32 protein-coding genes are annotated in these 25,351 nt (G+C 65.2%); 20 read left to right on the forward strand and 12 right to left on the reverse strand.

Annotated elements, in window-relative coordinates:
* Genes AC1DJB_RS04610 through AC1DJB_RS04635 form a run of 6 tightly spaced genes read left to right on the forward strand, consistent with a single transcriptional unit; the run spans position 1 to position 6,301 of the window.
* Positions 1–954 carry an XdhC family protein gene (locus AC1DJB_RS04610; protein WP_476909975.1) on the forward strand — a complete coding sequence of 318 codons (954 nt, stop codon included), beginning with the start codon at positions 1–3 and terminating at the stop codon, positions 952–954.
* Entirely contained in the window at positions 941–1,882 is a 942-nt protein-coding gene (locus AC1DJB_RS04615) for an AAA family ATPase (RefSeq protein WP_284989122.1), read from the forward strand. The genes AC1DJB_RS04610 and AC1DJB_RS04615 overlap by 14 nt, the downstream gene beginning before the upstream one ends.
* Positions 1,875–3,164: a vWA domain-containing protein gene (locus AC1DJB_RS04620; RefSeq protein WP_476909976.1), complete on the forward strand. Its 1,290-nt coding sequence runs from the start codon at positions 1,875–1,877 to the stop codon at positions 3,162–3,164. Before AC1DJB_RS04615 ends, AC1DJB_RS04620 begins: the two co-directional genes overlap by 8 nt.
* Positions 3,157–4,095: an ABC transporter ATP-binding protein gene (locus AC1DJB_RS04625; protein ID WP_476909977.1), complete on the forward strand. Its 939-nt coding sequence runs from the start codon at positions 3,157–3,159 to the stop codon at positions 4,093–4,095. The genes AC1DJB_RS04620 and AC1DJB_RS04625 overlap by 8 nt, the downstream gene beginning before the upstream one ends.
* Complete coding sequence (locus tag AC1DJB_RS04630; protein WP_476909978.1) at positions 4,092–5,201, forward strand: ABC transporter permease; 1,110 nt, start codon at positions 4,092–4,094, stop codon at positions 5,199–5,201. The genes AC1DJB_RS04625 and AC1DJB_RS04630 overlap by 4 nt, the downstream gene beginning before the upstream one ends.
* The gene (locus AC1DJB_RS04635; RefSeq protein WP_476909979.1) at positions 5,201–6,301 is read left to right on the forward strand and encodes an ABC transporter permease; all 1,101 of its coding nucleotides are present in this window, start codon (positions 5,201–5,203) and stop codon (positions 6,299–6,301) included. Before AC1DJB_RS04630 ends, AC1DJB_RS04635 begins: the two co-directional genes overlap by 1 nt.
* Before the next feature lie 47 nt (positions 6,302–6,348).
* On the opposite strand, the gene AC1DJB_RS04640 is transcribed toward AC1DJB_RS04635, so the two are convergent.
* Entirely contained in the window at positions 6,349–7,275 is a 927-nt protein-coding gene (locus tag AC1DJB_RS04640; RefSeq protein WP_284989127.1) for a LysR family transcriptional regulator, read from the reverse strand.
* Between the two features lie 152 nt (positions 7,276–7,427).
* Between AC1DJB_RS04640 and AC1DJB_RS04645 the strand changes: the two genes are divergently transcribed.
* Positions 7,428–7,727 (forward strand): muconolactone Delta-isomerase family protein, encoded by a 300-nt coding sequence (locus AC1DJB_RS04645; RefSeq protein WP_307053787.1) that lies wholly within the window; start codon positions 7,428–7,430, stop codon positions 7,725–7,727.
* 89 nt (positions 7,728–7,816) lie between these two features.
* On the opposite strand, the gene AC1DJB_RS04650 is transcribed toward AC1DJB_RS04645, so the two are convergent.
* Complete coding sequence (locus AC1DJB_RS04650; protein ID WP_441437495.1) at positions 7,817–8,716, reverse strand: diacylglycerol/lipid kinase family protein; 900 nt, start codon at positions 8,714–8,716, stop codon at positions 7,817–7,819.
* Positions 8,717–9,006: 290 nt separating this feature from the next.
* On the opposite strand from AC1DJB_RS04650, the gene AC1DJB_RS04655 reads away from it, so the two are divergent.
* A complete protein-coding gene (locus AC1DJB_RS04655; RefSeq protein ID WP_476909980.1) occupies positions 9,007–9,906 on the forward strand; it encodes a transglycosylase domain-containing protein in 900 nt (299 codons plus the stop codon).
* Between the two features lie 26 nt (positions 9,907–9,932).
* Here the strand turns inward: AC1DJB_RS04655 and AC1DJB_RS04660 are convergent, their stop codons facing one another.
* The 3 genes from AC1DJB_RS04660 to AC1DJB_RS04670 form a co-directional block, all read right to left on the reverse strand.
* Entirely contained in the window at positions 9,933–10,577 is a 645-nt protein-coding gene (locus AC1DJB_RS04660; RefSeq protein WP_148667581.1) for a hypothetical protein, read from the reverse strand.
* Positions 10,578–10,654: 77 nt separating this feature from the next.
* Positions 10,655–11,686 carry an aldo/keto reductase gene (locus AC1DJB_RS04665; protein ID WP_284989246.1) on the reverse strand — a complete coding sequence of 344 codons (1,032 nt, stop codon included), beginning with the start codon at positions 11,684–11,686 and terminating at the stop codon, positions 10,655–10,657.
* Between the two features lie 8 nt (positions 11,687–11,694).
* A complete protein-coding gene (locus AC1DJB_RS04670) occupies positions 11,695–12,567 on the reverse strand; it encodes an NAD-dependent epimerase/dehydratase family protein (protein ID WP_284989130.1) in 873 nt (290 codons plus the stop codon).
* A 392-nt stretch (positions 12,568–12,959) separates the two neighbouring features.
* Between AC1DJB_RS04670 and AC1DJB_RS04675 the strand changes: the two genes are divergently transcribed.
* The 3 genes from AC1DJB_RS04675 to arfB are packed head-to-tail and all read left to right on the forward strand — an operon-like array spanning position 12,960 to position 14,318.
* Complete coding sequence (locus AC1DJB_RS04675; RefSeq protein ID WP_441437496.1) at positions 12,960–13,214, forward strand: hypothetical protein; 255 nt, start codon at positions 12,960–12,962, stop codon at positions 13,212–13,214.
* Positions 13,215–13,259: 45 nt separating this feature from the next.
* A complete protein-coding gene (locus AC1DJB_RS04680) occupies positions 13,260–13,844 on the forward strand; it encodes an HhH-GPD-type base excision DNA repair protein (RefSeq protein WP_307053783.1) in 585 nt (194 codons plus the stop codon).
* Between the two features lie 51 nt (positions 13,845–13,895).
* Positions 13,896–14,318, forward strand: coding sequence for an alternative ribosome rescue aminoacyl-tRNA hydrolase ArfB (arfB, locus tag AC1DJB_RS04685; protein WP_441437497.1), 423 nt, complete (start codon positions 13,896–13,898; stop codon positions 14,316–14,318).
* Between the two features lie 5 nt (positions 14,319–14,323).
* On the opposite strand, the gene AC1DJB_RS04690 is transcribed toward arfB, so the two are convergent.
* The 4 genes from AC1DJB_RS04690 to trxA all read right to left on the reverse strand — a co-directional run bounded on the left by AC1DJB_RS04690 (position 14,324) and on the right by trxA (position 15,914).
* A complete protein-coding gene (locus AC1DJB_RS04690) occupies positions 14,324–14,704 on the reverse strand; it encodes a carboxypeptidase-like regulatory domain-containing protein (RefSeq protein WP_441437498.1) in 381 nt (126 codons plus the stop codon).
* A 10-nt stretch (positions 14,705–14,714) separates the two neighbouring features.
* Positions 14,715–15,086 (reverse strand): hypothetical protein, encoded by a 372-nt coding sequence (locus tag AC1DJB_RS04695; RefSeq protein ID WP_307053780.1) that lies wholly within the window; start codon positions 15,084–15,086, stop codon positions 14,715–14,717.
* Positions 15,087–15,132: 46 nt separating this feature from the next.
* Positions 15,133–15,522, reverse strand: a complete 390-nt coding sequence (locus tag AC1DJB_RS04700; protein WP_307053799.1) for a heavy metal-responsive transcriptional regulator — start codon at positions 15,520–15,522, stop codon at positions 15,133–15,135.
* 65 nt (positions 15,523–15,587) lie between these two features.
* A complete protein-coding gene (gene trxA / locus AC1DJB_RS04705) occupies positions 15,588–15,914 on the reverse strand; it encodes a thioredoxin (protein WP_307053779.1) in 327 nt (108 codons plus the stop codon).
* 410 nt (positions 15,915–16,324) lie between these two features.
* Between trxA and AC1DJB_RS04710 the strand changes: the two genes are divergently transcribed.
* Positions 16,325–16,885, forward strand: coding sequence for a hypothetical protein (locus tag AC1DJB_RS04710; protein ID WP_476909981.1), 561 nt, complete (start codon positions 16,325–16,327; stop codon positions 16,883–16,885).
* Positions 16,886–16,901: 16 nt separating this feature from the next.
* Here AC1DJB_RS04710 and AC1DJB_RS04715 read toward each other — a convergent pair whose 3' ends face one another.
* Positions 16,902–17,441, reverse strand: coding sequence for an SDR family oxidoreductase (locus AC1DJB_RS04715; RefSeq protein ID WP_441437499.1), 540 nt, complete (start codon positions 17,439–17,441; stop codon positions 16,902–16,904).
* Between the two features lie 22 nt (positions 17,442–17,463).
* The gene (locus AC1DJB_RS04720; protein ID WP_441437500.1) at positions 17,464–18,099 is read right to left on the reverse strand and encodes a dihydrofolate reductase family protein; all 636 of its coding nucleotides are present in this window, start codon (positions 18,097–18,099) and stop codon (positions 17,464–17,466) included.
* Between the two features lie 252 nt (positions 18,100–18,351).
* On the opposite strand from AC1DJB_RS04720, the gene AC1DJB_RS04725 reads away from it, so the two are divergent.
* Genes AC1DJB_RS04725 through AC1DJB_RS04735 form a run of 3 tightly spaced genes read left to right on the forward strand, consistent with a single transcriptional unit; the run spans position 18,352 to position 20,543 of the window.
* Positions 18,352–18,780, forward strand: a complete 429-nt coding sequence (locus AC1DJB_RS04725; protein ID WP_307053775.1) for a hypothetical protein — start codon at positions 18,352–18,354, stop codon at positions 18,778–18,780.
* A gap of 51 nt (positions 18,781–18,831) precedes the next feature.
* Positions 18,832–19,458 (forward strand): dihydrofolate reductase family protein, encoded by a 627-nt coding sequence (locus AC1DJB_RS04730; RefSeq protein ID WP_441437501.1) that lies wholly within the window; start codon positions 18,832–18,834, stop codon positions 19,456–19,458.
* On the forward strand, positions 19,455–20,543 hold the full coding sequence (locus AC1DJB_RS04735; RefSeq protein WP_284989137.1) for a DNA polymerase IV: 1,089 nt from the start codon (positions 19,455–19,457) through the stop codon (positions 20,541–20,543). The genes AC1DJB_RS04730 and AC1DJB_RS04735 overlap by 4 nt, the downstream gene beginning before the upstream one ends.
* 9 nt (positions 20,544–20,552) lie before the next feature.
* Here AC1DJB_RS04735 and AC1DJB_RS04740 read toward each other — a convergent pair whose 3' ends face one another.
* Entirely contained in the window at positions 20,553–21,359 is an 807-nt protein-coding gene (locus AC1DJB_RS04740; protein ID WP_441437502.1) for an MGH1-like glycoside hydrolase domain-containing protein, read from the reverse strand.
* Between the two features lie 130 nt (positions 21,360–21,489).
* On the opposite strand from AC1DJB_RS04740, the gene AC1DJB_RS04745 reads away from it, so the two are divergent.
* From AC1DJB_RS04745 to AC1DJB_RS04765, 5 genes are all read left to right on the forward strand, one after another.
* Complete coding sequence (locus AC1DJB_RS04745) at positions 21,490–22,086, forward strand: sulfite oxidase-like oxidoreductase (RefSeq protein ID WP_216363205.1); 597 nt, start codon at positions 21,490–21,492, stop codon at positions 22,084–22,086.
* Between the two features lie 10 nt (positions 22,087–22,096).
* Positions 22,097–22,834, forward strand: coding sequence for an FAD-binding oxidoreductase (locus tag AC1DJB_RS04750; protein WP_441437503.1), 738 nt, complete (start codon positions 22,097–22,099; stop codon positions 22,832–22,834).
* The gene (locus tag AC1DJB_RS04755; RefSeq protein ID WP_441437504.1) at positions 22,831–23,178 is read left to right on the forward strand and encodes a DUF6510 family protein; all 348 of its coding nucleotides are present in this window, start codon (positions 22,831–22,833) and stop codon (positions 23,176–23,178) included. Before AC1DJB_RS04750 ends, AC1DJB_RS04755 begins: the two co-directional genes overlap by 4 nt.
* 90 nt (positions 23,179–23,268) lie before the next feature.
* On the forward strand, positions 23,269–24,258 hold the full coding sequence (locus AC1DJB_RS04760) for an MTAP family purine nucleoside phosphorylase (RefSeq protein ID WP_441437505.1): 990 nt from the start codon (positions 23,269–23,271) through the stop codon (positions 24,256–24,258).
* Positions 24,255–25,319, forward strand: coding sequence for an NAD-dependent epimerase/dehydratase family protein (locus AC1DJB_RS04765; RefSeq protein WP_441437506.1), 1,065 nt, complete (start codon positions 24,255–24,257; stop codon positions 25,317–25,319). The genes AC1DJB_RS04760 and AC1DJB_RS04765 overlap by 4 nt, the downstream gene beginning before the upstream one ends.
* The last annotated feature ends 32 nt before the right edge of the window (positions 25,320–25,351 follow it).

Here is a 25,351-nt window from a genome sequence, read left to right on the forward strand (position 1 = left end):
ATGCCGCTGCACGGAGAAGCCTTGGCCGCTAAGGTGCAGGAACTTGTGGAGCGCCGGGAACCGTTTGTGCGTGCCACGGTAGTCCGCGCGCAGCACCCCACCAGCGCCCACGCCGGGGACACCGCCCTGGTGCTGGCCAACGGGGACATCGACGGGTTCCTGGGTGGCACGTGCGTCGAGGCGTCCGTGCGCGAATACGGCCTGCAGACGCTTTCCAAGCACGAACCCCTGTTGCTGCGCGTCGTCCCCGGTGAACCGTCCCGCACCCGCGAGGAGGGCGCCGTCGAGGTTTCAAACCCCTGCCTCAGCGGCGGCGCCGTGGAGATCTTCCTCGAGCCGCAAATGCCCGCTCCCCGGGTGGTGGTGGTCGGCGCGACCCCCGTGGCACAAGCGTTGGGTGCCTTGGGTGCCATCCTCGACCTGGACATGGAACTCAGCGACGGAGCCACGGCGGAACCGCGGGCCGACGACGCCGCCCTCATCGTCGCGTCGCAGGGCCGGGACGAGGAACCCGCATTGGAGGCCGCGCTCCGGCTAGGGGTGCCGTACGTCGCCCTTGTCGCAAGCCGCACGCGCGGCGCCGCCGTCCTGGCCTCGCTCGACGTCGACGACGGCCAGCGTGCGCGCGTGCACAGCCCGGCGGGGCTGCTGCTGGGCGGCCGGACTCCTGCCGAGATCGCGCTGTCGATCTTGGCCGAGCTAGTGTCCGTGCGCCACCTCGGCCGGACTGCGGACACGACGACTCCGGAGGCTGCGACCGTAGAGGCTGCGACGGCGGATCCGGTGCCGGCGAGCGCCGAACCTGCGACCGCCGTGGATCCCGTCTGCAGCATGAGCGTCGCGGCCGTGGAGTCGACGCTGCACGCCGAATATGCCGGAACGACGTACTACTTCTGTTCCCCTGGATGCAGGAGGGCCTTCCTCGCCGATCCGGAACGATATGCCGCGTCCTGAGCCCCGGACCTCCGGGCCGGTGCGGGCAGGCGCGGAAGACGAGGTGCGGCGTCTTGTCCCGGACGTTTCCGCGCTCACGTCCGCGCTCGACGACGGCGACTATCTTGCCGACGTCGGACTGGCGACCGCACTGTTCCTGTCCGTCCGCTTGCCGCAACCCATCCTGCTGGAGGGTGAGGCCGGCGTCGGGAAGACCGAGGCGGCGAAGGCACTGGCGAAGGTGCTCGACACTCCCCTGTATCGCTTGCAGTGCTACGAGGGCATCGACGTGGGCGAGGCGCTCTACGAGTGGAACCATCAACGCCAGCTCCTGGGCATCCGATTGGCGGAAGTCCGGGACGTCCGTATGGAGGAGGCCGACCTCTTCGGGGAACAGTACCTGCTGCGTCGCCCGCTACTGAAGGCGATCGAGCATCCGGGCCCGCGTCCCGCCGTCCTGCTACTGGATGAGATCGACCGGGCCGACGCGGAGTTCGAGGCCTTCACCTTCGAGCTGCTGGCCGAAGCCGCCGTGACTATTCCCGAGCTGGGCACTATCCGCGCCACGCACCCGCCCGTCGTCGTCCTGACCTCCAACCGGACCAGGGACCTGCACGACGCATTGACCCGGCGCTGCCTGTACCACTGGATTGACTACCCCCGGCCGGAGCGGATCGCCGCGATTGTTCGCCGTAGGGTGCCTGGGAGCGCCGAGCCACTCGCCCTGGATGCCGCAGCTGCAATCACCAGGCTGCGATCCTTGGACTTGGCCAAACCTCCGGGGATCGCGGAGGCAATCGACTGGGTGTCCGCCCTCACTGTGCTTGGCGTCGACCGGCTGGATCCGGTTGCGGTGAATCAGACCTGGGGTTCGGTCCTGAAGAATCGCGATGACCTGGACCTTGCGTGGGCCCGCGGCCCGGGATGGGTGGCGGGCGGCAATGCCTGAGTACGCGCCGAGTGATGGCCTGGCGGGCGTCGATGCGGCGGCTTTGGCGGTGGGGTTCAGCATGGCCCTGCGCCGTGCAGGGCTGCCGAGTTCCCCGGACCGTGCGGGCTGGCTGGCCCAAGCGCTCCGGATCGTTCCTCCTACTGCGCGGGAGCCGCTGTACTGGACCTGCCGGGTGGCGCTCGTCTCCTCGCATGAGCAACTGCCGGCATTCGATGCCGTCTTTTCGGCAGCATTTGACGGGATGCTCGATCCGGCAGACACCCGCGGTGATGCCAACAGTCCTCCAGCAATCGGCGCGGCGGAGCACGCCCGGGCCGCTGTAAGCGAGCGACGCCTGGCACATGCCGACGGCCACGTCCCGGCGTCGCGGGCACCCCTCGCCGTCCCCGGCGAAGGGAACGACGACGAATCCAACGCACCCGGGTTCGAGGCCATCCTGGCCATGGCCTCCGCTGACGAGCACTTGCATGAGAAATCCTTCGCCGAGCTCACCCCCGAAGAAAGTGCCCAGGTGCGCCAGCTGGTGCGGCGCATCGTGCTGGCAACCCCGGAGCGCCGCAGCCGTCGGACACGCCAATGGGCGCACAACGGTGCGAAGCTCGACCTCCGGCGCACCATCCGCGCTGCCCGGCGCGCCGGTGGCGACGCAAGCTCCTTGGTCTACTCCCGCCGTCGCGCGCGTCCGCGCCGCTTGGTGTTCCTGTGCGATATATCCGGGTCCATGGAACCGTATACACAGGTCTTCCTGTCCCTGGTTCAGGGAGCGGTGGCCGGTGCCCAAGCCGAGGCGTTTGTGTTTTCCACCCGGCTGACCAGGCTGACCCGGCAGCTTTCGAACCGGAATGCCGACGAGGCCCTGGCCCTCGGAGCCGCAGCCGCCCCGGACTGGGCGGGTGGCACCAGGCTGGCGGAGAGCCTCCGGCATTTCATCGACGGCCATGGACGCCGCGGGCTGGCACGGGGCGCGGTGGTTGTGGTGCTCTCCGACGGTTGGGCCCAGGACGCGCCGGAATTGGTGGAAGCCCAGATGGCGCGGTTGCGACGCCTTGCGTACCGGATCGTCTGGGTTAATCCGAGGAAGGCTGGCACCGGCTACCAACCTTTGGCAGGCGGGATGGCCGCTGCGCTGCCCTATTGTGACGCCTTCGTGAGCGGGCACAACTACGCCGCTTTGACGGAAGCGGCCGCCGCGATTCGCGCCGAGCGGCCGCGCCCGTCGCGCCCGTCGCGAGTGGCGGCTGTGCAACCCGCCAGCACGGGCAGGAGAAGGCATGACTGAAACGGCCATCGAGCTCGTAGGTGTGACCAAGCGTTTCGGTTCCCTCACCGCCGTCGACGATCTCAGCCTGCAGGTGGAGCGCGGGGAGATTTTCGGCCTTCTGGGGCCCAACGGCTCAGGCAAAACGACCATCATCAACATGATCAGCGGCCTCAGCCGCCCAAGTTCCGGCCATGTCAAGGTGCTGGGCATCGATCTGCTGAAGGATCCACGCGGGATCCGGCGCTCGCTCGGGACCGTACCGCAGGAGAACGCCCTGTACGAGGAACTCACGGCCGAGGCCAACCTGCGGTTCCACGCCGATCTCTTCGACGTGCCCAGGCATGGTCTCGAGCGGAAGATCACCGAGCTCCTCGAGTTGGCGCAATTGGAGGAGCGCCGGAAGAGCCGCGTCGCCACGTTCTCCGGCGGCATGAAGCGAAGGCTGGCATTGGTCCGGGCCATGCTCCACGAACCGGAACTGCTCTACTTCGACGAACCGACCCTCGGCGTCGATGTGCAGAGCAGGCATGCCCTCTGGGACCGGATCCTCGAACTTAAGGACCGCGGTACCACGGTGCTCATCACCAGCAACTACCTTGAGGAAGCGAACGCCCTGTGCGATCGCCTGGCCATCATCGACCGCGGACGGCTCGTGGCGCTCGATTCGCCGTCGAAGCTGCGGCGCAGCTTCGGTGACACGGTGGTCGAAATGCGCACCCATCCGGCGCCTGGGGAAGACATCGTTCAAAAGGTCCTCGCGCTCCCCGGCGTTGTCTCGGCAGTTACATCCGACGGCTCGCTGAAGGTCACTGTGGAAGGCGGTTCCGATGTCACCGGCAGGGTGGTGACCGCCGTCGTCGATTCCACGAGCCTTGAGGAGATCCAGAGCCGCGAGCCGAGCCTCGACGAGGTTTTCCTCAGCCTGACAGGCAAGGAGCTCCGGGAATGAGCCTCCGCCATGACCTCCGCGTGATACGGGCCGTGGCGGCGACGGACATCCGCCTCACCCTCCGGGAGCCGCTCTTCGCGATCATCGGCGTCCTCATCCCGATCAACTTCCTGCTGCTCTTCCTCCTCTTTGCGATCAGCGGGGGCCAGGCACCGATCGCCGTCGTGATGAACGACCACGGACCGCTCGCGCAACGCTTCGTCCAGGCCATGGACGGCTCGCATTCGTTCATCATCCACACCGCAACCCCCGCCGAAGCGGAGAGCGAGATCCACTCCGGCAGCATCGTCGCCGTCGTCACCGTGCCGCAAGAGTTCGACGCCGCACTTGCCGCCCGAGCGCGGATCGAGATTCCCGTGGAAGTCAACAACTTGAACGTCGACTTCACCAACGACATCCGCCGGGCCGTGCCGCTGTCCATCACGTCCTTCTACGCGGACGCCTTCCCGGACCAAGTAGTAGTGACCGCCCGCGAATCCGACGTCCACGCCCAGGACACCGGCTACATTCCGTACCTCGCCGTGAGCATCATGGTTGCCGGCCTGATGCTCGCGTCCCAACTACAAGGCAGCGTCAATACCGCGAGGGACTACGAGCTCGGGACCATCAAGGAACTCGCACTGGCGCCTGTGAGCCGTTTGACCATCGGGGTAGGCAAGGTACTGGGAGCCGCGGTCCTCGCGGCGGCGTCCGCGCTGCTGCTACTCGCCGTCGTGGTCCTGTTTATCGGAGTCCATCCGCTCCATCCCCTCGAAGTATTGGGCTTCGGACTCCTGATACTGGCGGCGTTCCTCGCCCTCGGCGTCCTCGTCGGGACGCTGGTCCGCCGGAGGCAGCAGGCAATCCCCTTGTCCATCGCGGCCGTTCTTCCCCTGTTTTTCTTGAGTGGACCGTTCGGGCCGGCGAACTGGCTGGGTGCCATCCCGGGCGGGATCGCCGCGATATCGCCCCTCGCGTATGCCATCGCCGCTTTCCAGCACGCCTTCCACGGCTACCAGACGGCTCCGCAGGGCCTGACTGCGGACGCGATCGTGCTGGCGGGCTTCACCGTGGTGGCCGTAGGGTTCTCGGCCTTCGTGTTCAGCCGGCGGGGGGCGAGGCACTGATGGCGTCCGGGCGTGCCGTGCTCGCTATCGCGGCGAAAGACATCCTGACCTGGTTCCGCACGCCGTCGGCGATTCTGGCCAGCCTGCTGCCGCCCGTCGCGTTCCTGCTGATCATCTTCGTAGTTGCCGGCGCGGTCGGCCGGAACCCGGTCGCCCTGGTGGTCGAGGACAGCGGGCCGCAAGCGCAGAGACTCGTCTCGATCCTTGAGAACTCGGACGCCTTCCGCGTCCAGCGGGCAACTCCCTCTGAAGCCACCCAGCTGCTGGACACCCTTCATGTTGCGGCGGTCATTACCGTGCCCGCCACGTTCGACGACGACTACCGGGCCCGGCGGCCCGACCCCGTCAGCGTGCAGATCAACAACCTGAACCTCGACTTCACCAACGATCTGCGCCGTTCAGTGCCAGCCGCTATTACGAATTTTTATGCCGGCCAGCCGGACACTCCGATCATGGTCGGCGTGTCCGAATCGGACCTGAGGCCGCACGACGTCGACCTGGTCCAGTTCCAGCTCGTGCCGATCCTCGTGCTCCTTCTTACGATCATGGGGATCGTCAACGGCGGGTTGGCCGCGGCCCGCGAGTTCGAAGACCTGACCATCAAGGCGCTGTTGCTCTCGCCGATTGGCCGCGGGACACTGATTGCCGGCAAAATCCTGGCGTGCTGGGTGACGACAATGCTCGTGGCGGCGGTGGTGCTGGCCTTGTCGTTCGCCTTTGGGGTGCTCCGGCCTGCCGGCTGGTATTGGTTGCCGGCTCTGGCCGCGATCGGATTGATCGCGCTGGCGGCCGCGGGGCTTGGGACCGCTTTGGGAGGCGCGCTGCGACGCTTTTCAGCCGTTGCCGGGGCAGGCATCAACCTCTCCATCTACCTGTTTTTCCTCAGCGGAGGAATCAGTGTTGCAGCCTTCCTGCCGGATTGGATCCAGGCCATAGCGCATTTCACACCAACGTTTTATGGCGTGGATGCCTTGGAGGCCGCGATCTTCTACCAATCGACCGACAACCTCGGCCGCGACCTCGCGGTACTGCTGGCTACGGCCGCAGTCGGACTCGTCTTGGGGACGGTGTCCCTCCGGCGGCGGCTCGTCGATTACTAGGCTCCGGTGGCTGCCTCAGTTCCCTTGACCTAGGTGTGCGAAACGTTTCACGCTTGCTTTTCAGTGGTTGGGGGCCAGTGGGTTTCGGTCGGGGGGATTCGCCACCCAGCCGCCGATGCACCGTCGATCAACGTTCGGATCGCGCCCGTGACGATAGGCCGTGTGTCATCCGCGCGATGCAGCAGATCCCATGCCCACAGCGGTACCGGGGACGTGACGGGCCGGCGGGTCAAGGTGGGTGGCATCGGCGCCGCATGGCGTTTAGGCGATTGCAGCACTGGCCGCCTCAAACGAGCCACATGTTCGAAGAATGCCGGTCCGGTAATGCCACCGTCGTCGATGTGTGTGACGGACGCCCCGCTGGCCTTCGCGAAGGCCAACGCATAGCGGTTCCACGAGTCCCAGGACGCTTCGTCAACATCGACGAGAACCGTGAGCTCGGCTGCTGGCACGCTGTCGTGACGGGTCGCGTGGTGGGCGCCTGGCATGACCGCCTGCAGTCGCTCGTACATTAGGAGCTCGGCCACCAGGTTCTGCCGCACGACGTCGGCATTCTCAATCCACGCGATGGCGAGGTCGAGGCTGCCTTCGGCCACCCGCGCCGCTTGGGTATGGGATGGCAGGACCCACTCGTCGATACGGATCCGAAGGGTGGGCATTGTCGCGATCCCCGGGGGAAGCCAACTGACATAGCCCAGCCGCAGCGGCAACTGTCGGTCTCCGTTGCGAGCCCGATCGAACGCTCGCGTGGCAGCGGCCAACACCTCGCGGGCGTCAGTCAGGAACTCGCTGCCGGCGGGCGTCAACTCGACATGCCTGCGATCACGGATGAGGAGCTGAGTCCCGAGCTCGCGCTCAAGGTTGATGATCTGCTGGGACAGCGACGGGCCGGCAATGTGGAGCCGCTCTGCGGCTCGACCGAAATGCAGCTCCTCGGCGACAGCGACAAAGTAGGTGAGCTGCCGGAGTTCCACGGGTTGATTGTACGCCGGAATGACCGCTGGGAGGCGGGGCCTACCAGTGCTCGGATACAAGTCGTGGACCGCAGACGTGGACTCGGGTTGACTCAGAGAAAGGGCACCCGCCCGCAGGCCAACAATCACACAACAAAAAAGAAATCAGTCCGATGGAATTCCTCACCACCCTCACCACGAACGTCCCGCATGGAACGCCGGAATCGACGGTCGACTCCACCAAGGATCGCGAGGCTATCCGCGCTGCCGAACTCGCGCAGATGGGCCACCTCCTGCGATTGTGGCGGCCGCCCACAGAGCCGGGCGAGTGGCGCACTGTCGGCCTCTGGAGCGCCGACACCGAAGCCGATCTCAAGGAAATCCTTGCCTCGCTCCCATTGCACGTGTGGATGACCGTGGAGATCACGCCACTGAATCCACACCCGAACGATCCTGTGCCGGCGAAGGCCTGACCATCTGCGGGCCATCCACGTCTAGACCCTGCTTCGACGTCCTCTGAATAGGCCGAAGATCAGCAGCACGATGACGGCCCCGCGCCCTCCTATCCCAGGGTGGACAGGGCCGCCGGTGCGCACTCAATCCTGACCGGCACGTCCGCGTCAACGGATTTCACTTCACCGTCGATCTGGTAGCTCAGGGGCTTGAGGGTGGTGAACGAGTAGCTGCTCACGCTGGGCTGGTCCCCCAGCCCCTTGGTAGCCGCACGCAGCGCCGTCAAGAGGACCCGCCACTTTGGCTTGTGGGCAAAGAGGACCACTTCGAATTTTCCGTCAGCGAGCTTGTCGTCGGCGTCGCTGAGCGTGGCATACTTGGCCATCTCCGGAATGTTGGCGAGCACGAGGCTGTCCAAACGGCGGCGCTTGCCGTCGGCCAGGCGTATTTCGAAGGGCTCGAACTTCGAGAAGGTCCGGATCACGGAGACCATTTCCTTCAGGGCGCCCTTGCCGCCCTTTTCCAGGTCAATCGCCATTACCGGGGTCAGCCCGAAGCCGACATACGAGTGCGCGTACTCCCCCGGCGAGACCGACCCCTTTCCCGTGTGCACGCGCAGCAAATCGATGCTCCGCACCCTGCCCGCGGCGATCGCCTCCCCGAGCGGCTGGGTGCCCGTGCTCCGCCTGTGATCATTGGCATTGCCCGCCCCCAGCACCGCGCACACCGCCTTGGGGTTGCATCCTTGCATTACGCCGTTGACAACCTCGTTGTAGCCGCCGTCACCACTGACGGAAACCACCAATACATCCCCGCCACCGCTCACAGCGTCGCGCGCCAGCTCGACGGCATGGCCAGCATGGGCGGTTGGCTGGAGCCTGATGTCCGCGGTGTAGCTGAGAAGATTCTCCAGCTCGTTGTGGAGACCCTCAGCCAGCCTGCGTGCATCCCCCGTGCTGTTGGGATTAAAAATAATGACGATCGACTCAAAGGTCCGTGCAGAAGTCATTGCCGCTCCGATATTCGCTCGTGATGACTTCGGTAAGTGTACTTACAATCTTCTCCTGCACGCTAAGGACCGGGTTCCGGCCAACTTAGCTGGACGGAACAATCAGCAAGGCCCGGTAGACTCTCGTGCCATCCTCTCCCCCCTTCCAGGGGTAACCGCGCGGGACGAGAAGCAAAGGCAGACCGATGGACACTCCAACACCACCGACCCCGCCTCGGCGTCCGCAGCCAGGAAGACCTCCTTCAGCGGGCCGCCCTTATCCTGCCCGGGCCAAAGTCATCAGCTCCCCGGTGCCTGTCCCGCTGGAGCCGCAAGAGCCGGATCGGGCCCAGCCGCCGGTACCCCCGGATGGCAAGAAGGCCAAACGATCCAAAGGGAAGTGGCGCCGCAAGCTCCTCTTGGCGCTGATCGCCCCGCTTGTTCTGGTCCAAATCGTCGCTTTCATGTTCAGCATGGGCGTGACCCCACCGCGCACCACCTACATGCTGGAAGCGGGTGAACCCAACGTCTACCAGTTCGTCTCGATCAACCACATGAGCCGGCACTTGCTGGCGGCGACCATCGCCCATGAGGACGAACAGCTCGGCACGCGCAGCGGAGCCTTCGACGTCGGAGACCTCCAGGCGAGGGCACAGGCGTACTTCCAGGGAAAGCCGGACCCCAGCGGTTCCACCATCCCCCAGCAGTTGGTCAAGAACATTTTCCTTTGGGACGACCAGAATGCCGTCCGCAAGGGAATTGAAGCCGTCCTGGCAACTCAGTTCAGCTACACGTTGAGCCCTCAGCGCACCTTGGAGCTCTACCTGAACTATGCCCAGTTCGGTCCCCATCTGTACGGGGTCTGCGCCGCAAGCTGGTACTACTTCGGAACACCACCGTGGAACATGTCCGATTACCAGTCGGCCCAGCTGATGGGCGTCCTTCCGCTGCCGGATCTGGTCAGGCGGGATCCCAACGGAGGCATCTACCTTGGCACAGGCGTCAACCCTGCCGTGTGGAACCTTGTGAACGGCGCCGCGAACGTCTGGGTCCCCCGGCAACTCGATGGCCTGGGCGGATGGCAAGCGGCCGTTGGAACGATCGGCATCACAGACACTGCCGACAGCCATGCCGGCCAGCGCTCCGACAACGACGCGTGCTCAACCATGCCCCAAAGCGTGAAGGACCGGATCCAAAGCGAAGCCGGCTAGGAACGCGGCCGGCGCCGTACCCGGGTTCAGCCGCGCGGCGCTGGCAAGTCCAGGTTCCAGTGGCGCGAGACCATCAGCAGCCAATCGACGTCGTCGTCGTGGCCCGCTCCGCCGGGTCCGGGCGTGATGAAGAAGCGGGACACAACGCGCTGCGAGCCTTCGGCGTCTCCGTAGAGGACATCCACCGTGAAGCCTTCTCCGGCTGCTCCCGCGGTGGCGTTGCGGAAGTCGGCCGACTCAGGGTCCCGGATCGCAACCTGGCAGAATCCGGCGTCGTTGGCAGGCACGTAGATGTCCCGGGTCAGCCGGTGGAACTCTTCCACAGGCGCCAGCGGAGCCCTGGCGTCCGGTGGCAGGTGCCAACCATGCAGGACCGCCACTCCTGCACCGGCATTGCGCACAGACATCAACAGGTACACGGCGTTGCTGCTGATCTCCAGCGTGGCGTGGCCACCGCGCACCACCATCCACTTGCCTTCCATGAACCGCACTTTCTGCGGGGCGTCAGACCAGTTGGAGGGCAGCAGGATCGGGCGCAATCCGTTCAGCAGGGCACGCTCGGCCAGCCGCGCGGATCGGTTGGCCGATCTCGTGGAGATGAACGTCGCGACGGCGAGAACCGTCGTACCGAGGGCGGTGCCGAGGTTGGAGATCAGAACCCAATCGACCATAAGGCACATTCAACGCCTGTCCTGCCTCGCGGGCAATCGGCTGCGAGGCCGGACAGGCGTCGAACCCGGGCTCGGCGTTACCGGCCGCCCTCGATCTTCCGGCTGCGCTGGTTCTGCGCCATCGGACCGTACGGATAGACGCCGACGCGCGGTTGGCTGGCCTCCGTGAGCCGGCTGGTTTCCTCAGGGCTGAGTTCCAGGTCAGCCGCCGCCAGGTTGTCCGCCAACTGTTCCGTGGTTCGGGCGCCGAGGATCACGGAGGTCACGGCAGGCCGGTCCGCCAGCCATGCCAGTGCAACTTGGGAATCACTGACGCCATGATCTGCCGCGATCTTTTCCACTGTCCCGATGACGTCCCAGGTGCGGGGGTCATCGTTGCGTGCCTGCCACGCTTCCATGCCGCGTTCCGGGTTTTCACCGAGGCGGGTGGCTCCGGTGGGCGGCACGTCGCGCTTGTACTTGCCGGAGAGCCAGCCTCCGCCCAAGGGAGACCACGGCAACAGCCCGATGCCGGCATCCAGGGAAGCCGGAACGATTTCCGATTCGATTTCACGGACCAGCAGGCTGTACTGGGGCTGCAACGTCACCGGCGCGCTCCAGCCAAAGGCTTTGGCCACGTGCACGGCCTTGGTCAACTGCCACCCCAGGAAGTTGGAAAAACCGTAGTAGGCGATCTTGCCGCTGCTGACGGAGTCGTGCAGGAAGCGCAGCGTCTCCTCCAATGGCGTAATCGGGTCCCATGCGTGCATTTGGTAGAGGTCGATCTGCTCCACGCCCAGGCGGCGCAGCGAGTCGTCCAACGCCCGCGTGAGGTGGCGTCGGGAGGTACCGACATCGTTCGGGGCCGTCCCCATGGGGAAGCGGCCCTTGGTGGCCAGCACCACGCGGTCCCGCGCATCGGGCCGTTCGGCCAGCCAGCGGCCGATGATCTCCTCCGATACTCCGGCGCTGTAGACGTCTGCGGTGTCGATGAAGTTGCCACCGGCCGCAACGTAGCTATCCAGGATGTCGCGGGACGTTTCCTCGGTGGCCTCGGCCCCGAATGTCATGGTTCCCAGCGCGTAGTTCGACACCACGGCGCCGCTGTTGCCCAAAGTGCGGTATTGCATCATGTTCCTCAATCCTCGACGGGGGTGGTGCGGTTCGAATGGTAGGTGCGCCAGGTGTGTTCGGGCTCGAAGCCCAGCAGTCGCCTGGCCTTGTCGATGGACAGCATGGTCTCGTGCTCTCCCAGTTCCTTGATCACCTTGACGCCGGGGAATACCTCCGCAGCCAGGCTCGCACTCGACCGGCGCATGACGGTGTCCGCGTTGGCGATGATGAATGCTTCGAACCCCGGCTTGCCGTTCTCAAGGGCCCGCGCCACGGCCTGCGCGCCGTCCCGGCCGTCGATGTAACCCCACAGGTTCCACTTACGCAGCGTGGCGTCGGAGTCGAAGGATGGAAACCGTTCGTAGTCTTCCACGTCCATGACATTGGAGAACCGGAGTCCCACGATGCTGAGCTCAGGGTCCCAGCGAGTCAACTCGATGGCCATCTGCTCTTCCAAATGCTTCACCAGCGAATAGGTGCTTTCGGGCCGCGCCGGGTATTCCTCATCCACCGGAATGTAGGGAGGGTCGACGTCGAACGGCAGGCCCAGCACCGTTTCACTTGAGGCGTAGACGACCTTCTTGATGCCGGCCCGGCGGGCCGCCTGGAACACGTTGTACGTCGAGAGCATGTTGTTCTCGAACGTCGCAGCATCCGGGATAATGCCGGGTGCTGGAATGGCCCCGAGATGCACCACGGCATCGAAGCCGCTGTGCCGGTCGTCCAGCCCCAGGAACACATCCAGCACTTGGCCATAGTCACGCAGGTCGACGATCGCCAGACCCGGGCTCCTTTCGCCCGCACGGTCCAGGTTCAACACCTGATGCCCGTCCCCGCTAAGCCGGCGCACCACGTGCCGGCCCAGTTTTCCGCTTCCACCCGTCACTGCAATTCTCATCAGTACTCCCTCGATACGGCTTGGTGGCCTCACATCGACACTAGGGCAGAAGCCGGCTCCTGCGCATGGCCCTCCTGATCCTAGGAACGTCAGGCACCCGCTGACACGTGAGGTGGTCCACCGATGGTGCGACCACGGGATTTTGCCGACACGCCAGACTTTTCGGCATTTCACCTTGTGCCCGGGCCGCCGATCATCCACACTGGCTACAGATCCGCAGGAAGATGCTTCCGCCGATCAAGCCCGCCGGACTCTACGGCCGTCAACCGCCCCATCACAGAATGCCGGGCAACCCCTCTCGAACCACCGCTTTCCGCCTCGCCGGGTGCGCCCGGCCCTGGAAGCCCGCGAGCGCCGAGAGCCCCGGTACTTCCGCCGAGAAAGAGACCACAATGATCAAACGCCACTCGGACGTCGTCCTGGAAGTCACCGCCCACGACGCCGACACCATCGAAAACGACCTGAACACCGCCGTCGAAATCGCCCGCGAACATGCCGTCAAGGAGAGCCGTCACGGCATCCTCGTCACGCAGCACGGGTTCACCAGGTACACCGTCGCCATCAGCCGGGACGTTCCCTTCGGGCAGACACTCGAACGACGCGAATTGCCGGCGAGCCCGCTGGCAAAGACCGAACCGGGCTCGTGAGCACGCCACCATGACGCGATTCGAAGCAGGTGGGAGGATGGGCGCATGGAACTGCACATTACTGGCGACCCCGCCGCCGACCAATTGCTCAGCGATGACGCGTTCGCACTTCTCATCGGCATGTTGCTGGACCAACAGGTGACCATGGAGTCGGCGTTCGCCGGACCCGAAAAGATCCGGACGCGCATCGGATCCGTGTCCCCTGCCACAATCGCCGAATATGACCCGGATGGCTTCGTCGACGTCTTCAAGGAACGGCCGTCCGTCCACCGTTTCCCAGGCTCGATGGCCAGCCGCGTCCAGGATCTAGCCGCAGTTGTTCAGCGCGATTGGAACGGAGACGCAACCGCCATCTGGACCCGGGACGAGCCTGACGGCCAGGAAGTGCTCAACAGGTTGAAAGGGTTGCCCGGCTTCGGAGAGCAAAAGGCAAAGATCTTTCTGGCACTGCTCGGCAAGCAGCGCGGACTCCAAGCGCCAGGTTGGCGTGAGGCTGCGGGCGCCTACGGCCAGGAGAACGCATTTCTTTCTGTCGCCGACATCGTGGATCCGGAGTCGCTGAGAAGAGTCCGCGCCAACAAACAGGCTGCCAAGGCCGCGATCAAAGCAGCGAAGGCATCCGGGAGCTGAGAGATACGCGGCGGGGATTTGTTCCCGCCTATATCGTGAAACGCTTACGGCATGGATCTCGAAGTGTCGCCCGCGCTCACGATTCCGACGTCGGAGCTTGGCTGGCGGTTCTCCCGCTCGTCAGGGCCAGGCGGTCAACACGTCAACACCTCGGACAGCCGCGTCGAACTGTCATGGGATGTCGCCGGCTCCGCGGCGCTTTCCGATGACCAACGGCAGCAGCTCGTCACGCGTCTTGGACCACGCCTCATCGCCGGGGTGATCACCGTGACCGCCTCCGAGCAGCGGTCGCAATTGCGCAATCGTGAGATTGCCCTGGCCAAGCTCTCCCGCCTCGTGGCGGAGGGGCTTGCTCCCGAGCCTGCTGCCCGCCGGGCGAGCAAACCCACCCGGAGCTCGAAGCGCCGGCACCGGGTCGCAAAGGAACACCGGGCGGCGACGAAACAACAACGAAAACGACCGTCCGCCGACTAACTGGCTTAGCGAATCCCGCTGTCAACAACCAGCGTGATGTGAACGGGGGTCTCCGAGATGACTACCGGCTCGGTCGCAGTCGAAACGTAACCGCCGACGTTGCTCGCTTTGATGACGTAACTGCCGTCAGGCATTGTGAGTTGGAAGGCTCCGGTTCCATCGGTCCGCGTCGAGCCCCGGACAGCTTCTCCGTCCAGGGCGACAACCGCGGCCCCGGCCACGGGGCGCGGCGGACACTCGTGACCGACGCGCTCAACGGGGCACACCGGGGCCGTCAGCACAACACCGGTGACAACTCCGGTGTGGCCCGCGTCCGGACCGCCCGGGCCGGCGCACCCGGACAACCAGAGGACCGTGGCCAGCAGGGCCACGACACATCGCTTCACGTCGCTCACCTTAAGAACAGGTTCTCAGAAAGCCCGTGGCACCAGCACGTTCGTGGAAGGTCACCGTATGGCCGCCGTCGTCATGGAAGACCGCCCTTTGTCCCTCGACAGTCATGATGCCCGGCTGGTAGGGGTTGCCCCAGCCTGCCGGAGGATTGCCGTGACCGTCGTCCAGCGGTTCGTCTGCAATAAAGAATGAGCCCTGCACCTGCGCCTCGTAGATACCACAGTGCGTGAACAGAGCGAAAGGTATACCCGGGGCAGCGGATGTTGTCGGACTTCCCGGAACGTTGGTTTGCGGCGTTGCAGGCGACGCACATCCGCCCAGCACCGCCAACGTGGCCGCCGCGGCGGTGATTCCTAGGCTTAATCGAGTTGCCATGCGCAAAGCCTCCCGCTCATAGGGACTGCCGCTGCTGAGGCAGCCTTCAGATGTAGCTGCAGATCCGCTCGGCGTCGCACGCCTCCGGGTCCGCGGCAGCCGCGATAGCGTGGTAGTCGGCGACGGCGGCTCTCAGCGCGACGAGTTCTGCGATCTGCGCGTCGAGGTCTGCCAATTGACCGGCCAGAAGGTCGCGCACATGGGTGCAAGGGGCGCGGCCCGCATCGCGAAGGGCCAGGATTTCGCGGATCTGTGCAAGGGCCAGTCCAGCGGCGCGCCCGCGGCGAATGAAGTCGAGCCTGCTGATGGTTTCACTTGTGTAATCGCGATATCCGTTGGCGCTCCGTTTTGCAGCCGGCAGCAGCCCATGCTCTTCATAGAACCTCAAGGCCTTGCTCGTCATCCCCGCCGCCTGGGCGGCTTCACCGATTCGCACCATGTACCCCGTCTTCCCCCATTGACTCCCACTGTAGGGGAAGGCGCTCATGGGGTGAAGCAGGACTAGCGCAAGTATTCAGCGAATTCCACTTCGAAGTACCGCTTCGCGCCGACGCCGATCACGGAGATTCTCCGTTCGCCGTCCTTGAACAAGAACACGGACGGAATAGAGCTGATCCTGAAGGCAGCAGCGGTTTCCGGATTCTTATCGACGTTGACTTTCACAACGTCGATTTTGTCGGCGTATTCGACCGCGAGCTGTTCCAGAACCGGGGCAAGCCTGGTGCAGGGTCCAGACCAATCCGCCCAGAATTCCACGACGACGGGTTTGGCTGACTTCAGCACTTCAGCGTCGAAGGACGCGTCAGTGACCTCCTTGTTTTTTGCCATGCTTTCCCCTTCTTGAATGGCCCGAATTGTGATGCCGGGTTACTCCCCATCCCATTCATTCCGATGTCAACGCGACTGGCAGCGCCCCTGCTTCCCACCTTCGCACCTTCCCCTAAGGGAAAAGTCAAGGACGGAATCTTGTGACGGAGCTACGGTAGCCGGAGTGGCGACTTCCGTGAAAAGCCATCAAGCTAGGTACGGGGGGAACTGAGGGAAGGACCACTCCCTCCGCAGAGGAAGGCCCCGCAATTCCTAGCCCAAAACGACCACTCTCTCCATGGATCCGCACGTACCTGAAGGGTGGGGACGCGGTCCGCGCAGATGCCAAAGGCCTCGGCGCCCTCAAACCTGTCGAGCCGGCCGCGCGGCGCGAGGGTAAGCCCCTCCTCGGCGAAGACCAGGTCTACGTGATGAAGAACGGCAAGGAGTACCACCCGGCGTGGTGCCACGTTGTGGCCGACAAGTGGAGCAAGGCCCCTAGGGGACTTCTTGTGACCGTTCTGGCCGACGTGGGAACGCGCACCAAGTGCCGGGAATGCGATCGCTCGTTGAAGACGGTCACTGAACCCTTAACCGGGGAACACGAAAGGCACCCCAGGCCCACCCGGCAGCCCGACACAGTAATCCCGTTGCGAGTCGTCGGCTTCTCCCACGGCATTCTGTTCCTGGCGGCTGGACCGAAATATCAGCATCTCCTCAAGCAGACCGCGGTTGAGCCGGCCACCCCGCTGCTCGTCGATGGACTCCGGCACGGAATGCTGCTGCGGGTGGACGCCTCACGGCAAGAGCCGCTCCTGGTTATCCAGATGGATCCGCGCGCCAAGTTCCGGAGCGGCGCTTATCAGGTGCGCTTGCGTCTTCCTCTGCAGCGCTCGGCCACCAAACCCTATGCCGTGGACTCCATTGAGCCGGCGGCGCGGGCCAGGCATGCCGCCTTGCACCCGCCGGCCGTGGACGGCATGGAAAGTTGAGCTCACCCCGGCCGCGTCAACTCCGGACAGCTCTGGACACATGCTCGGTGAGAAACTCCTCCCAGGTCCTCCGGCCGACTGACCTGTCCTCGGAAAGGTTCGCCCCTTCCCGTATTGCCTTGGCGGCACTCCCCGGCATATGAAGCGGGACGAGAAGGCGTCTCTGACCGGCCGCGGCGAGGTAGGAGCGGATGAGGCCACCCATCGGGTAGCAGGCCGGCCCGGCGAAATCGGGTACCAGACCTGCAGGCTCACCGAGCGCGAGCTCAACGAGCTGGTCCGCGACCTCGCGGGAAGCCACGGCGACTAGGCGGCGGGCCTTGTCGCCGTCGCCCTTTTGCGCGCCTGCGCAATGAACCACCGTCCGGACACCGCTCAAGGCGGCTTCGACTCCCTCGCCGGTGTCGAGGTCACACTTAACGAATTCGATGTGCTGCTCCGGTGGAGGGGCATGACGGCCTGCCACGCGTGCGGCATGGCCCCGGTCCCGAAGCCGCGAAACCACGAGCCGCCCGAGGGTGCCGGTGCCGCCCGTTACCAACATCGTCGAGTTCATGACCGATTCCCTTCGGATTGGCTCACGCCGGACCGCTGCCCGGCGGACCGCTGAGGACGGTGGGGACGTATTCGAGCAGCTGGAGCCGGCCATCGAAGGTCCTGCTTTCCACCATCTCGAGCTTGACGTCGGGATAGCCGTCGTAGATCCGTTCCCGACCGGTGCTGCCCGTGATCACCGGGAAAACGACCACCCGGAACCTGTCCACGAGTCCGGCGGTCAGCAAGGACCGGCACAGGCTCAGGCTTCCGAGGGTGCTTAAGGGCGCGGTCCGGGTCCGTTTCATCTCCGCCACGGCCTGGACCGCGTCCCCGGTGACGAGTTCCGAGTTCGGCCACGTGAGGGGAGCGTGGAGCGTGGAGGAGAAAACGACCTTCGGTACCGCAGCAAGGCCGGTCAGGGCGGCCCCCTCATCCTCCGAGAATCCCGGGCCTTGGGCCTCGGCCTCCTCCGACATCCTGGACAGCAGCCGGTAGGTGTTCGCCCCGAGAAGGAAGGTGTAGCCCTTCTCCCCCTCTTCAGCGAGCCATGCCAGATATTCCGGCCCCTCCAGACCCCACCAGCCGGGCCATCCCTCGGCAGATGCATATCCGTCCAGGGATATGATCAGGTCGACCATCAGGTCCGCTGATGACGCGTCCGCAGTTGTCCCGCCCATGACCGTCTCCCCGAAGTCGACCGATGTCAGTGTCCGCCCGGCCTCTCGGCCAAGGACAGCCGGGTCCGGTGGCCGCAATGCTAGCCCTCGAGCGACCGGACGTTCAAGGGTCCGCGGGCACGAGCAACTTCAGATGAACGTCCAAGCGGCCCACCGCCCGCGGGAATCATGCGGAGTTCCCGTCCGTTCTCTTCGTTGATGACCTGCTTTCACAGGCGGGGACAGACACGACAGGAAGTTTGGGGACAGACCATGACGTTGAACGAAACGATTGCCCGTCTCCGGGCCGGGCACCTCATGGTCCGCGACGCCCGGGAATGGGACGAGCTTTCCATGGACCTGGGGCGCGCATACGAAAGCAACGACGACGAACTCATTGAACAGTTGCAGCCACAGTTCCTCCAGTCATGGAGGACAGTCACACGATACGTCCTCCGCGACACCTTCGACGCGGCGGGAATCGCAGTGACGGACCCCAGCCATCCTTGGGGAATCGCACGGCTGACCGCGAAGGGAACCAGTTGCGAACCCCTCCTCTGCCACACCGACGAAGCAGGCAACGAAAGGGCAGAGCCCGGCACCAAAGGCGGACCCAGGCTTCTCACTTTCGCGGACGCAATGACCAACTATGTCGACTGCCTGTCGCGCCTGTTCGACGAGCTGGACACGGCGAATAGCTAGCTTTTGCACAGGCTCTTGCCAACTCGGCCGCGCCCGCCGAAAAATGGGCGTGTGGGAATCATCGTGGTCGACCTGTTCAGCACCCTTGACGGGGTTTACCAGGCGCCCGGCGGGCCCGACGAGGATCGCGAGGGCGGCTTCGAGTTCGGCGGCTGGCAGGCACCATACTTCGACAAGGAATCCGGTGAGGCGATCACCGCGGGAATCGAACGCCTCGACGCGCTTCTCCTCGGCCGGAAGACGTACGACATTTTCGCCGGTTTCTGGCCCACCGCACCGGCCGATGACCCGATTGCTGCCCGGTTCAACGCTGTGCCGAAATATGTCGCATCAAATACCCTGAGCGACCCCGCTTGGGCCGGGACCACGGTGCTGACGGATGTCGCCTCCGAGGCCCGCGAAATCCGCGAACGGCACGCCGAGACCCACGTCATCGGCAGCGGCGACCTCTTCCAGTCCCTCCTCACCGAGAACCTCGTTGACCGGCTGAATCTCTGGCTGTACCCGGTGACTTTCGGTACAGGCAAGAAGATCTTCCGGGACGGTACCGTTCCAGCCGCCTTCACGGTCACGCAGCCGCCTCAGGCCTTCCCGAAGGGCGCAATCTGGCTCGTCTACGAGCGCGCCGGAGATGTGGTGACGGGCATCGACATCGAGGCGGAGCGCACGCAGCCATGACAGCTGGTGGCGTGGGCGGAATCCCGTGGGTGCTGCACGTTGATCTCGACCAGTTCATCGCAGCGGTCGAAGTGCTCCGACGGCCGGAACTTGCCGGCAAGCCGATCATTGTCGGCGGTCGGGGCGACCCCACGGAACGGGCCGTTGTGTCGACCGCGTCCTACGAGGCCAGGGCGTTTGGCGTGGGTTCCGGCATGCCCTTGCGCATTGCGGCCCGGAAAGTGCCCGACGCCGTGATCCTGCCCGTCGATCAGGAGGCCTATCTCGCGGCGTCCGAAACGGTGATGGCTACCCTCCGCGCGCAGCCCGGGGCCACGGTGCAGGTGCTGGGTTGGGATGAAGCCTTTGTGGGCGTCGAGACGGAGGATCCTGAAGCCTACGCCCGGCAGGTGCAGGCCGCCGTCCTGGAGCGCACACGGCTGCATTGCAGCGTGGGCATCGGCGATACCCTGGTCCGGGCCAAGGTCGCCACCGGTTTCGGCAAGCCAGCCGGCGTCTTCCGGCTCACCGCCGGGAACTGGCTCGATGTCATGGGCCGCCGGCCCACCAAGGAACTGTGGGGCGTCGGGACCAGGGTGTCTGCCCGGCTGGCCAAGCTCGGCATCGACACAGTGGCCGAACTCGCCGCGTCCAATCCCCAGGACCTGGTCCCGGAGTTCGGCCCCAGGATGGGTCCGTGGTACGCGGAACTCGGACGCGGCGACGGCACGAGCGTCGTGGACGACACCCCGTGGGTTGCCCGCGGACATAGCCGCGAGACCACCTTCCAGCACGACCTGACCGATCCGGCCGAGGTGGAGGACGCGGTGCGGGAGCTGGCAGCGCATGTCCTTGAGGATGTTGTGGCCGAAGGACGGCCCGTCATCGGGCTGACCCTGAAGGTCCGGTATGCGCCGTTCTTGACCACGACCCAGGGGAGGAAGATTCCGGAGACCTTCGACCGGGACGAAATCCTCGCGCGGGCGTTGGATCTCGCGGCTGGAATCGAGGCGGGCCGTCCGATCCGGCTCCTTGGCCTGCGGGCCGAGATGGCAATGCCCGGCGATGCCCGGAAGGGACATACGCCCACGCGCGGCGGTTGGTGACGGCGTCGTTCACTTCCTTAAGCGGTGCGCACCTACCAGCCCGGCCCGATCCATTCGAGGCAGGCCGCGGCTGTCCAGGACTGGTTCAGGCTTCCCAGCGGTCCTCTGCGCCGCGAGCAACGACTCTTCGCCTCCGGACACCAGCGGCGCAAATCCGGAGACAGTGTCAGTAGAGATCCACTCGTTGGCCAGGACATCGCTGGAAGCGGCCATGATCGCGGAAAAGAATACGTCCCGCACCCGGAAGCCGACGACGCTCCGCACGTCGCCGTCGTCGTACCCTACGGAAGCCATCTGCTGAACGAGCCACAGATACTTCGTGTATTCGCTGTCATCGGGCCGCTCGCTGGAGTCTGCGACGCGGAGGGTGTCACGCCGGGTGAAGGCCGGGACGGTGCCGGGCTGGACGCGGGCGTAGGGCCCGTCCCACCGCGGAGAGTTATCGAACCCGGATTCCCAACCATGGTGGATTTCAATCAGCCCGGTAGCGTCCGGGTCGCGCACGGTGGCAAGCCAGCGGTGCCACGCCAGCCAGCCGTCGAACGATTCGTCGAGGAAGGACTCTGCCGCTTCCCGGTCGGCGCCGCCGTTCTCCCTCCCCCGGTCAAGGATGTGCCGCAAGGCAATCGAGTGGACGGGAGGCTGGCAAATGCCGCTGCTCTCGATGCCCGAAGGGCGTGCCTTCGCGGACCCGGTGCCCCAGCGATCAAAACCGGGAAAGTAGTCTGTGCTGTTCTCGCTGAAGACAATGTGCGGGATCATTCCCGTGGACCATTGGGCGGACAGCAGGGTCCGGAGCTCCGTGATGGCGAGCATGACACCTACCAAGCTACTGCAGCGGGCGTCACCCGGTCAGGCTTTGCCTAGTGTCTGGACCATGCCCGGCCGTTGCCCTATCGTGGGGGGAACCGGGCACAGCCGGCTTGAGTCTCCGCATCGGAGGTACATGGTGGGCATTATCTCTTCTGGATTTCATGGAAGACGGCAGAGCGGCAATCCCGCTTTGCCACCGGGCCAATACGAGACCGGCAGCTTCCCGGTCCTAACCGCCGGCCCCGCTCCCCGGATCCGCAGAGACGACTGGGAATTCTTTATTACCACTGAGGCAGGGCAGCGCCATGCGTGGTCATGGGACGCCTTCATGGGATTGCCCCAAGTGGACATCCATACGGATATCCACTGCGTGACCAGCTGGTCCAAGCTGGGCACCTCGTGGCGGGGAGTGTCACTGGATTCTCTTTTTGAGAACGTGGAAACAAGCTGCAGGTTCACCACGGCCCACTCCTACGGCGGATACACGACCAACGTCCCGCTCCAGGACCTCCTTGGCGGCCGGGCGTGGGTGGCCTGGGAATTCGACGGTGAGCCCCTTGAACGCACCCACGGCGGACCTGCCCGTCTCCTGGTGCCGCATTTGTACTTCTGGAAGAGCGCAAAGTGGATCAACGGCATCGAGTTGACGCAGGATGATGTTCCTGGTTTCTGGGAATCCAACGGCTACCACCTCCACGGCGACCCATGGCGCGAGGAGCGCTACTCATGAGGTGCATCCGATGAGTACGCTATGGCGCGTGGCCGACGTCGTCAGCAGCATGCCCGAAACGGAAACCGCGCGAACCATCGGGCTGCGGGTGAACGGCTTGAACGGCAACCTCGCCGGACAGCACATCGACATCCGCCTCACCGCGGACGACGGTTACACGGCCGTCCGCTCATATTCCGTGGCCAGGGCAGGCCTGGACGAAACCTTGGAGATTACCGTTGACGAATTGGCCAACGGAGAAGTCTCCCCCTATCTGGTCCGGGAGCTGGCGGTCGGGGACCAGTTGGAGATCCGCGGACCAGTGGGCGGCTGGTTCGTCTGGAAGCCAACGGACACGAACCCCGTTCAGCTGATTGCCGGAGGATCCGGGGTCGTACCGCTCATGTCCATGATCCGTGCGCACCATGTTTCGGAGAATCCTGCGCAGTTCCGGCTGCTCTATTCGCTCAAGTCACCGGAATCGGGCTTCTATCGGGAAGAGCTCCAAGCCTTGACCCGGGAATCCCGCAAGCTCATCATCGACTACGTCTACACACGCAAGGCGCCCGCGGATTGGCCGATTCCTCCGCAACGGCTCACGGCGGAAACCCTGCTGGCCAACATCTTGCCAACGGACCCTGCCCCGGACGTCTTCATTTGCGGCCAGACGGTCTTCGTGGAAACTGTCGCGGAATGGCTCGTGCAGGCGGGATATCCCGCCGGATCGATCAAGACCGAGCGCTTCGGCGGAACAGGAGGAACCCGGTGAGTGGCAACAACGGCCCTGATTCTTCCGGTGCCAAAGATCCGGGCTTCGAGGATCAGGACATCGCTGGAATCGCAGGCAATGCTATAGCCCATCTCGACGGAAACGCGGTGGCAGGACCGCTGTGGGAACTGTTCCGCTTCGATATCGTCGCAGCGATCGGACGATGCAAGCACTGCGGCGCGGTCCGGGTCTTCGGGGAGACGACGGTCTACGTTGACGCTCCGGGAATCGTTGTGCGCTGCGCTTCCTGCGAGGGCGTGCTCCTGCGCCTCGTGGAGACGCCCACACGGTACTGGCTCGATGTGAGCGGACTCAGTTATTTGCAAATCGACCGCGAGGGCTAAGTCAATCCAGTCCAGGCGTCCCGGCGCGCGTTCTGAACCCGTAAGGATTCCACCCGCGACGGCGCGGGCCGGCGTTGGCATGATGGGGTCATGTCATCGCTCCCGGAACACCAAGCAGAACACCGCGCACGGATTGCAATCATAGGCGGGACCGGACTCTACAAGCTGCCCGGGGCCGTCGTGCTCAGCAGGCTCGACATCCCGACGCCGTTCGGGCCTCCCTCCAGTCCGGTCACGATTGCCCGGCTCACCGCGCCGGCCGGCACCAGCGGCGACGACGGCGGCACCGGCGCAGACGGTGACCGCGACGGCGGCCCGGTGGTCGCGTTCTTGAGCCGGCACGGCCGCGGGCACAGCGTTGCCCCGCAGCAGATCAACTACCGCGCCAACCTCTGGGCCCTCAAGAGCCTCGGGGTAGAAGCCGTCATCTCCTCCGCGGCCGTGGGCGGACTGGTCTCAAGCCACGGAACCGGTACTTTTGCCGTACCCGATCAAGTCCTGGACAAGACCTGGGGACGGGCGGACACCTTCTACGACGGCTCGCTGCCCACCGGGGTGCAGCACCTGCCTGCCGCCGAGCCCTACAGCGCCCCGCTGCGGGCGGCACTCATCGCCGCCTTGGAGCACCGGAGCGAAGACTTCGCTGGGGCGGGCACCGTGGCCGTCATCAATGGTCCGCGATTCTCCACCAAGGCCGAGTCCGCGGCCTTGGTTAAGTCCGGGGCACAGCTGATCAGCATGACCCAGTACCCGGAACCGATGCTCGCGGCGGAATTGAACATGCACTTCGCCGCATTGGCATTCATCACTGATGCCGACACGGGGCACGATGGCTCCGAGCCGGTGACGGCGGAACTGGTCCTGGGACGCCTGGCGGCGGCGCAACCGCGGATCCTCGCGGTGTTGTCAGACGCGGTGCGGACTGTGTCCGCGGGGCTTGGCGGCGCAGAACCAGCGGACGACGGCGGAACGTGGCGGATGGTGCCCATGCCGCCCGGCGCTGTGGCCACCGTGATGGGAGCCGCCGGCCCTGTCCTCCCCGGCCCTCTCCTCCCCGGCACGGGACGAACAGCGCCGTGAGGATTCTGGTCACCGGCGGAGCCGGTTTCATCGGCGGCCATATAGTCGAAGCCGCTATGGCACGCGGCTGGGAAGTCCGGATCCTGGATTCATTGGATCCGGCAGTCCACCCGGATCCACCGCCGGGAATTCCTGGCGTGTCCCTGCTGGTGGGCGACGCCGGAGACCCGGACGCGGTGGCGCAGGCGCTCGCCGGAGTCGACGTCGTCGTGCACCAGAGCGCCAAAGTGGGACTCGGCGTGGACTTCTTCGACGCACCGGACTACATCCGCAACAATGATTTGGCCACGGCCGTGCTCCTGGCAGGCATGGCAGCCGCCGGCGTCGACAAACTGGTCCTCGCTTCCTCCATGGTGGTTTACGGTGAGGGGGCCTACACCGATTCGGCAGGCAGGCCGGTGCACCCCGCCCCGCGCCGGGTGGAGGATCTGGAGCACGGAATCTTTGACCCCCGGGACCCCGCCACCGGCGAGTTGTTGCTCCCGGCACTGGTCACCGAAGACGCGGCCATGGATCCGCGGAACGTCTATGCCGCCTCCAAATTGGCCCAGGAGCACCTCGCTGCCGCGTGGGCGCGCTCAACCGGAAGCACTGCGATTGCCCTCCGGTACCACAACGTCTATGGCCCTCGGATGCCCAAGAACACCCCGTACGCGGGCGTGGCCAGCGTGTTCCGCTCTGCGCTGGCCCGTGGGGAGGCAGTGCGGGTATTCGAGGATGGCGGCCAGCGCCGCAGCTTCGTCCATGTCCGGGATGTTGCGGAGGCAAATCTGTTGTCCGTTGACGCGTTGGTTGGCGGCCGGGTTGCCTCGGGCTGCGTGAGGGCATATAACATCGGCGCGTCGGAGGTCCACACCGTAGGGCAGGTGGCGGAGGTCCTGAGTTCTGTTGCCGGGGCGCCCGCGCCGGTGGTCACAGGAGAATTCCGGCTGGGCGACGTCCGTCATATCACCGCCAGCTCGGCCCGGGCCTGGGCCGAGCTCGGTTGGATCCCCAAGCGTGGTTTCGAGGACGGAATGCGGGAGTTCGCCATTGCACCGCTGCGCGGGGATCAGGCCTAGGCCGTAGGAGGCAAACGTCCCGGTTCCGTAAG

The organism is Arthrobacter sp. 01T428, from assembly GCF_056398685.1.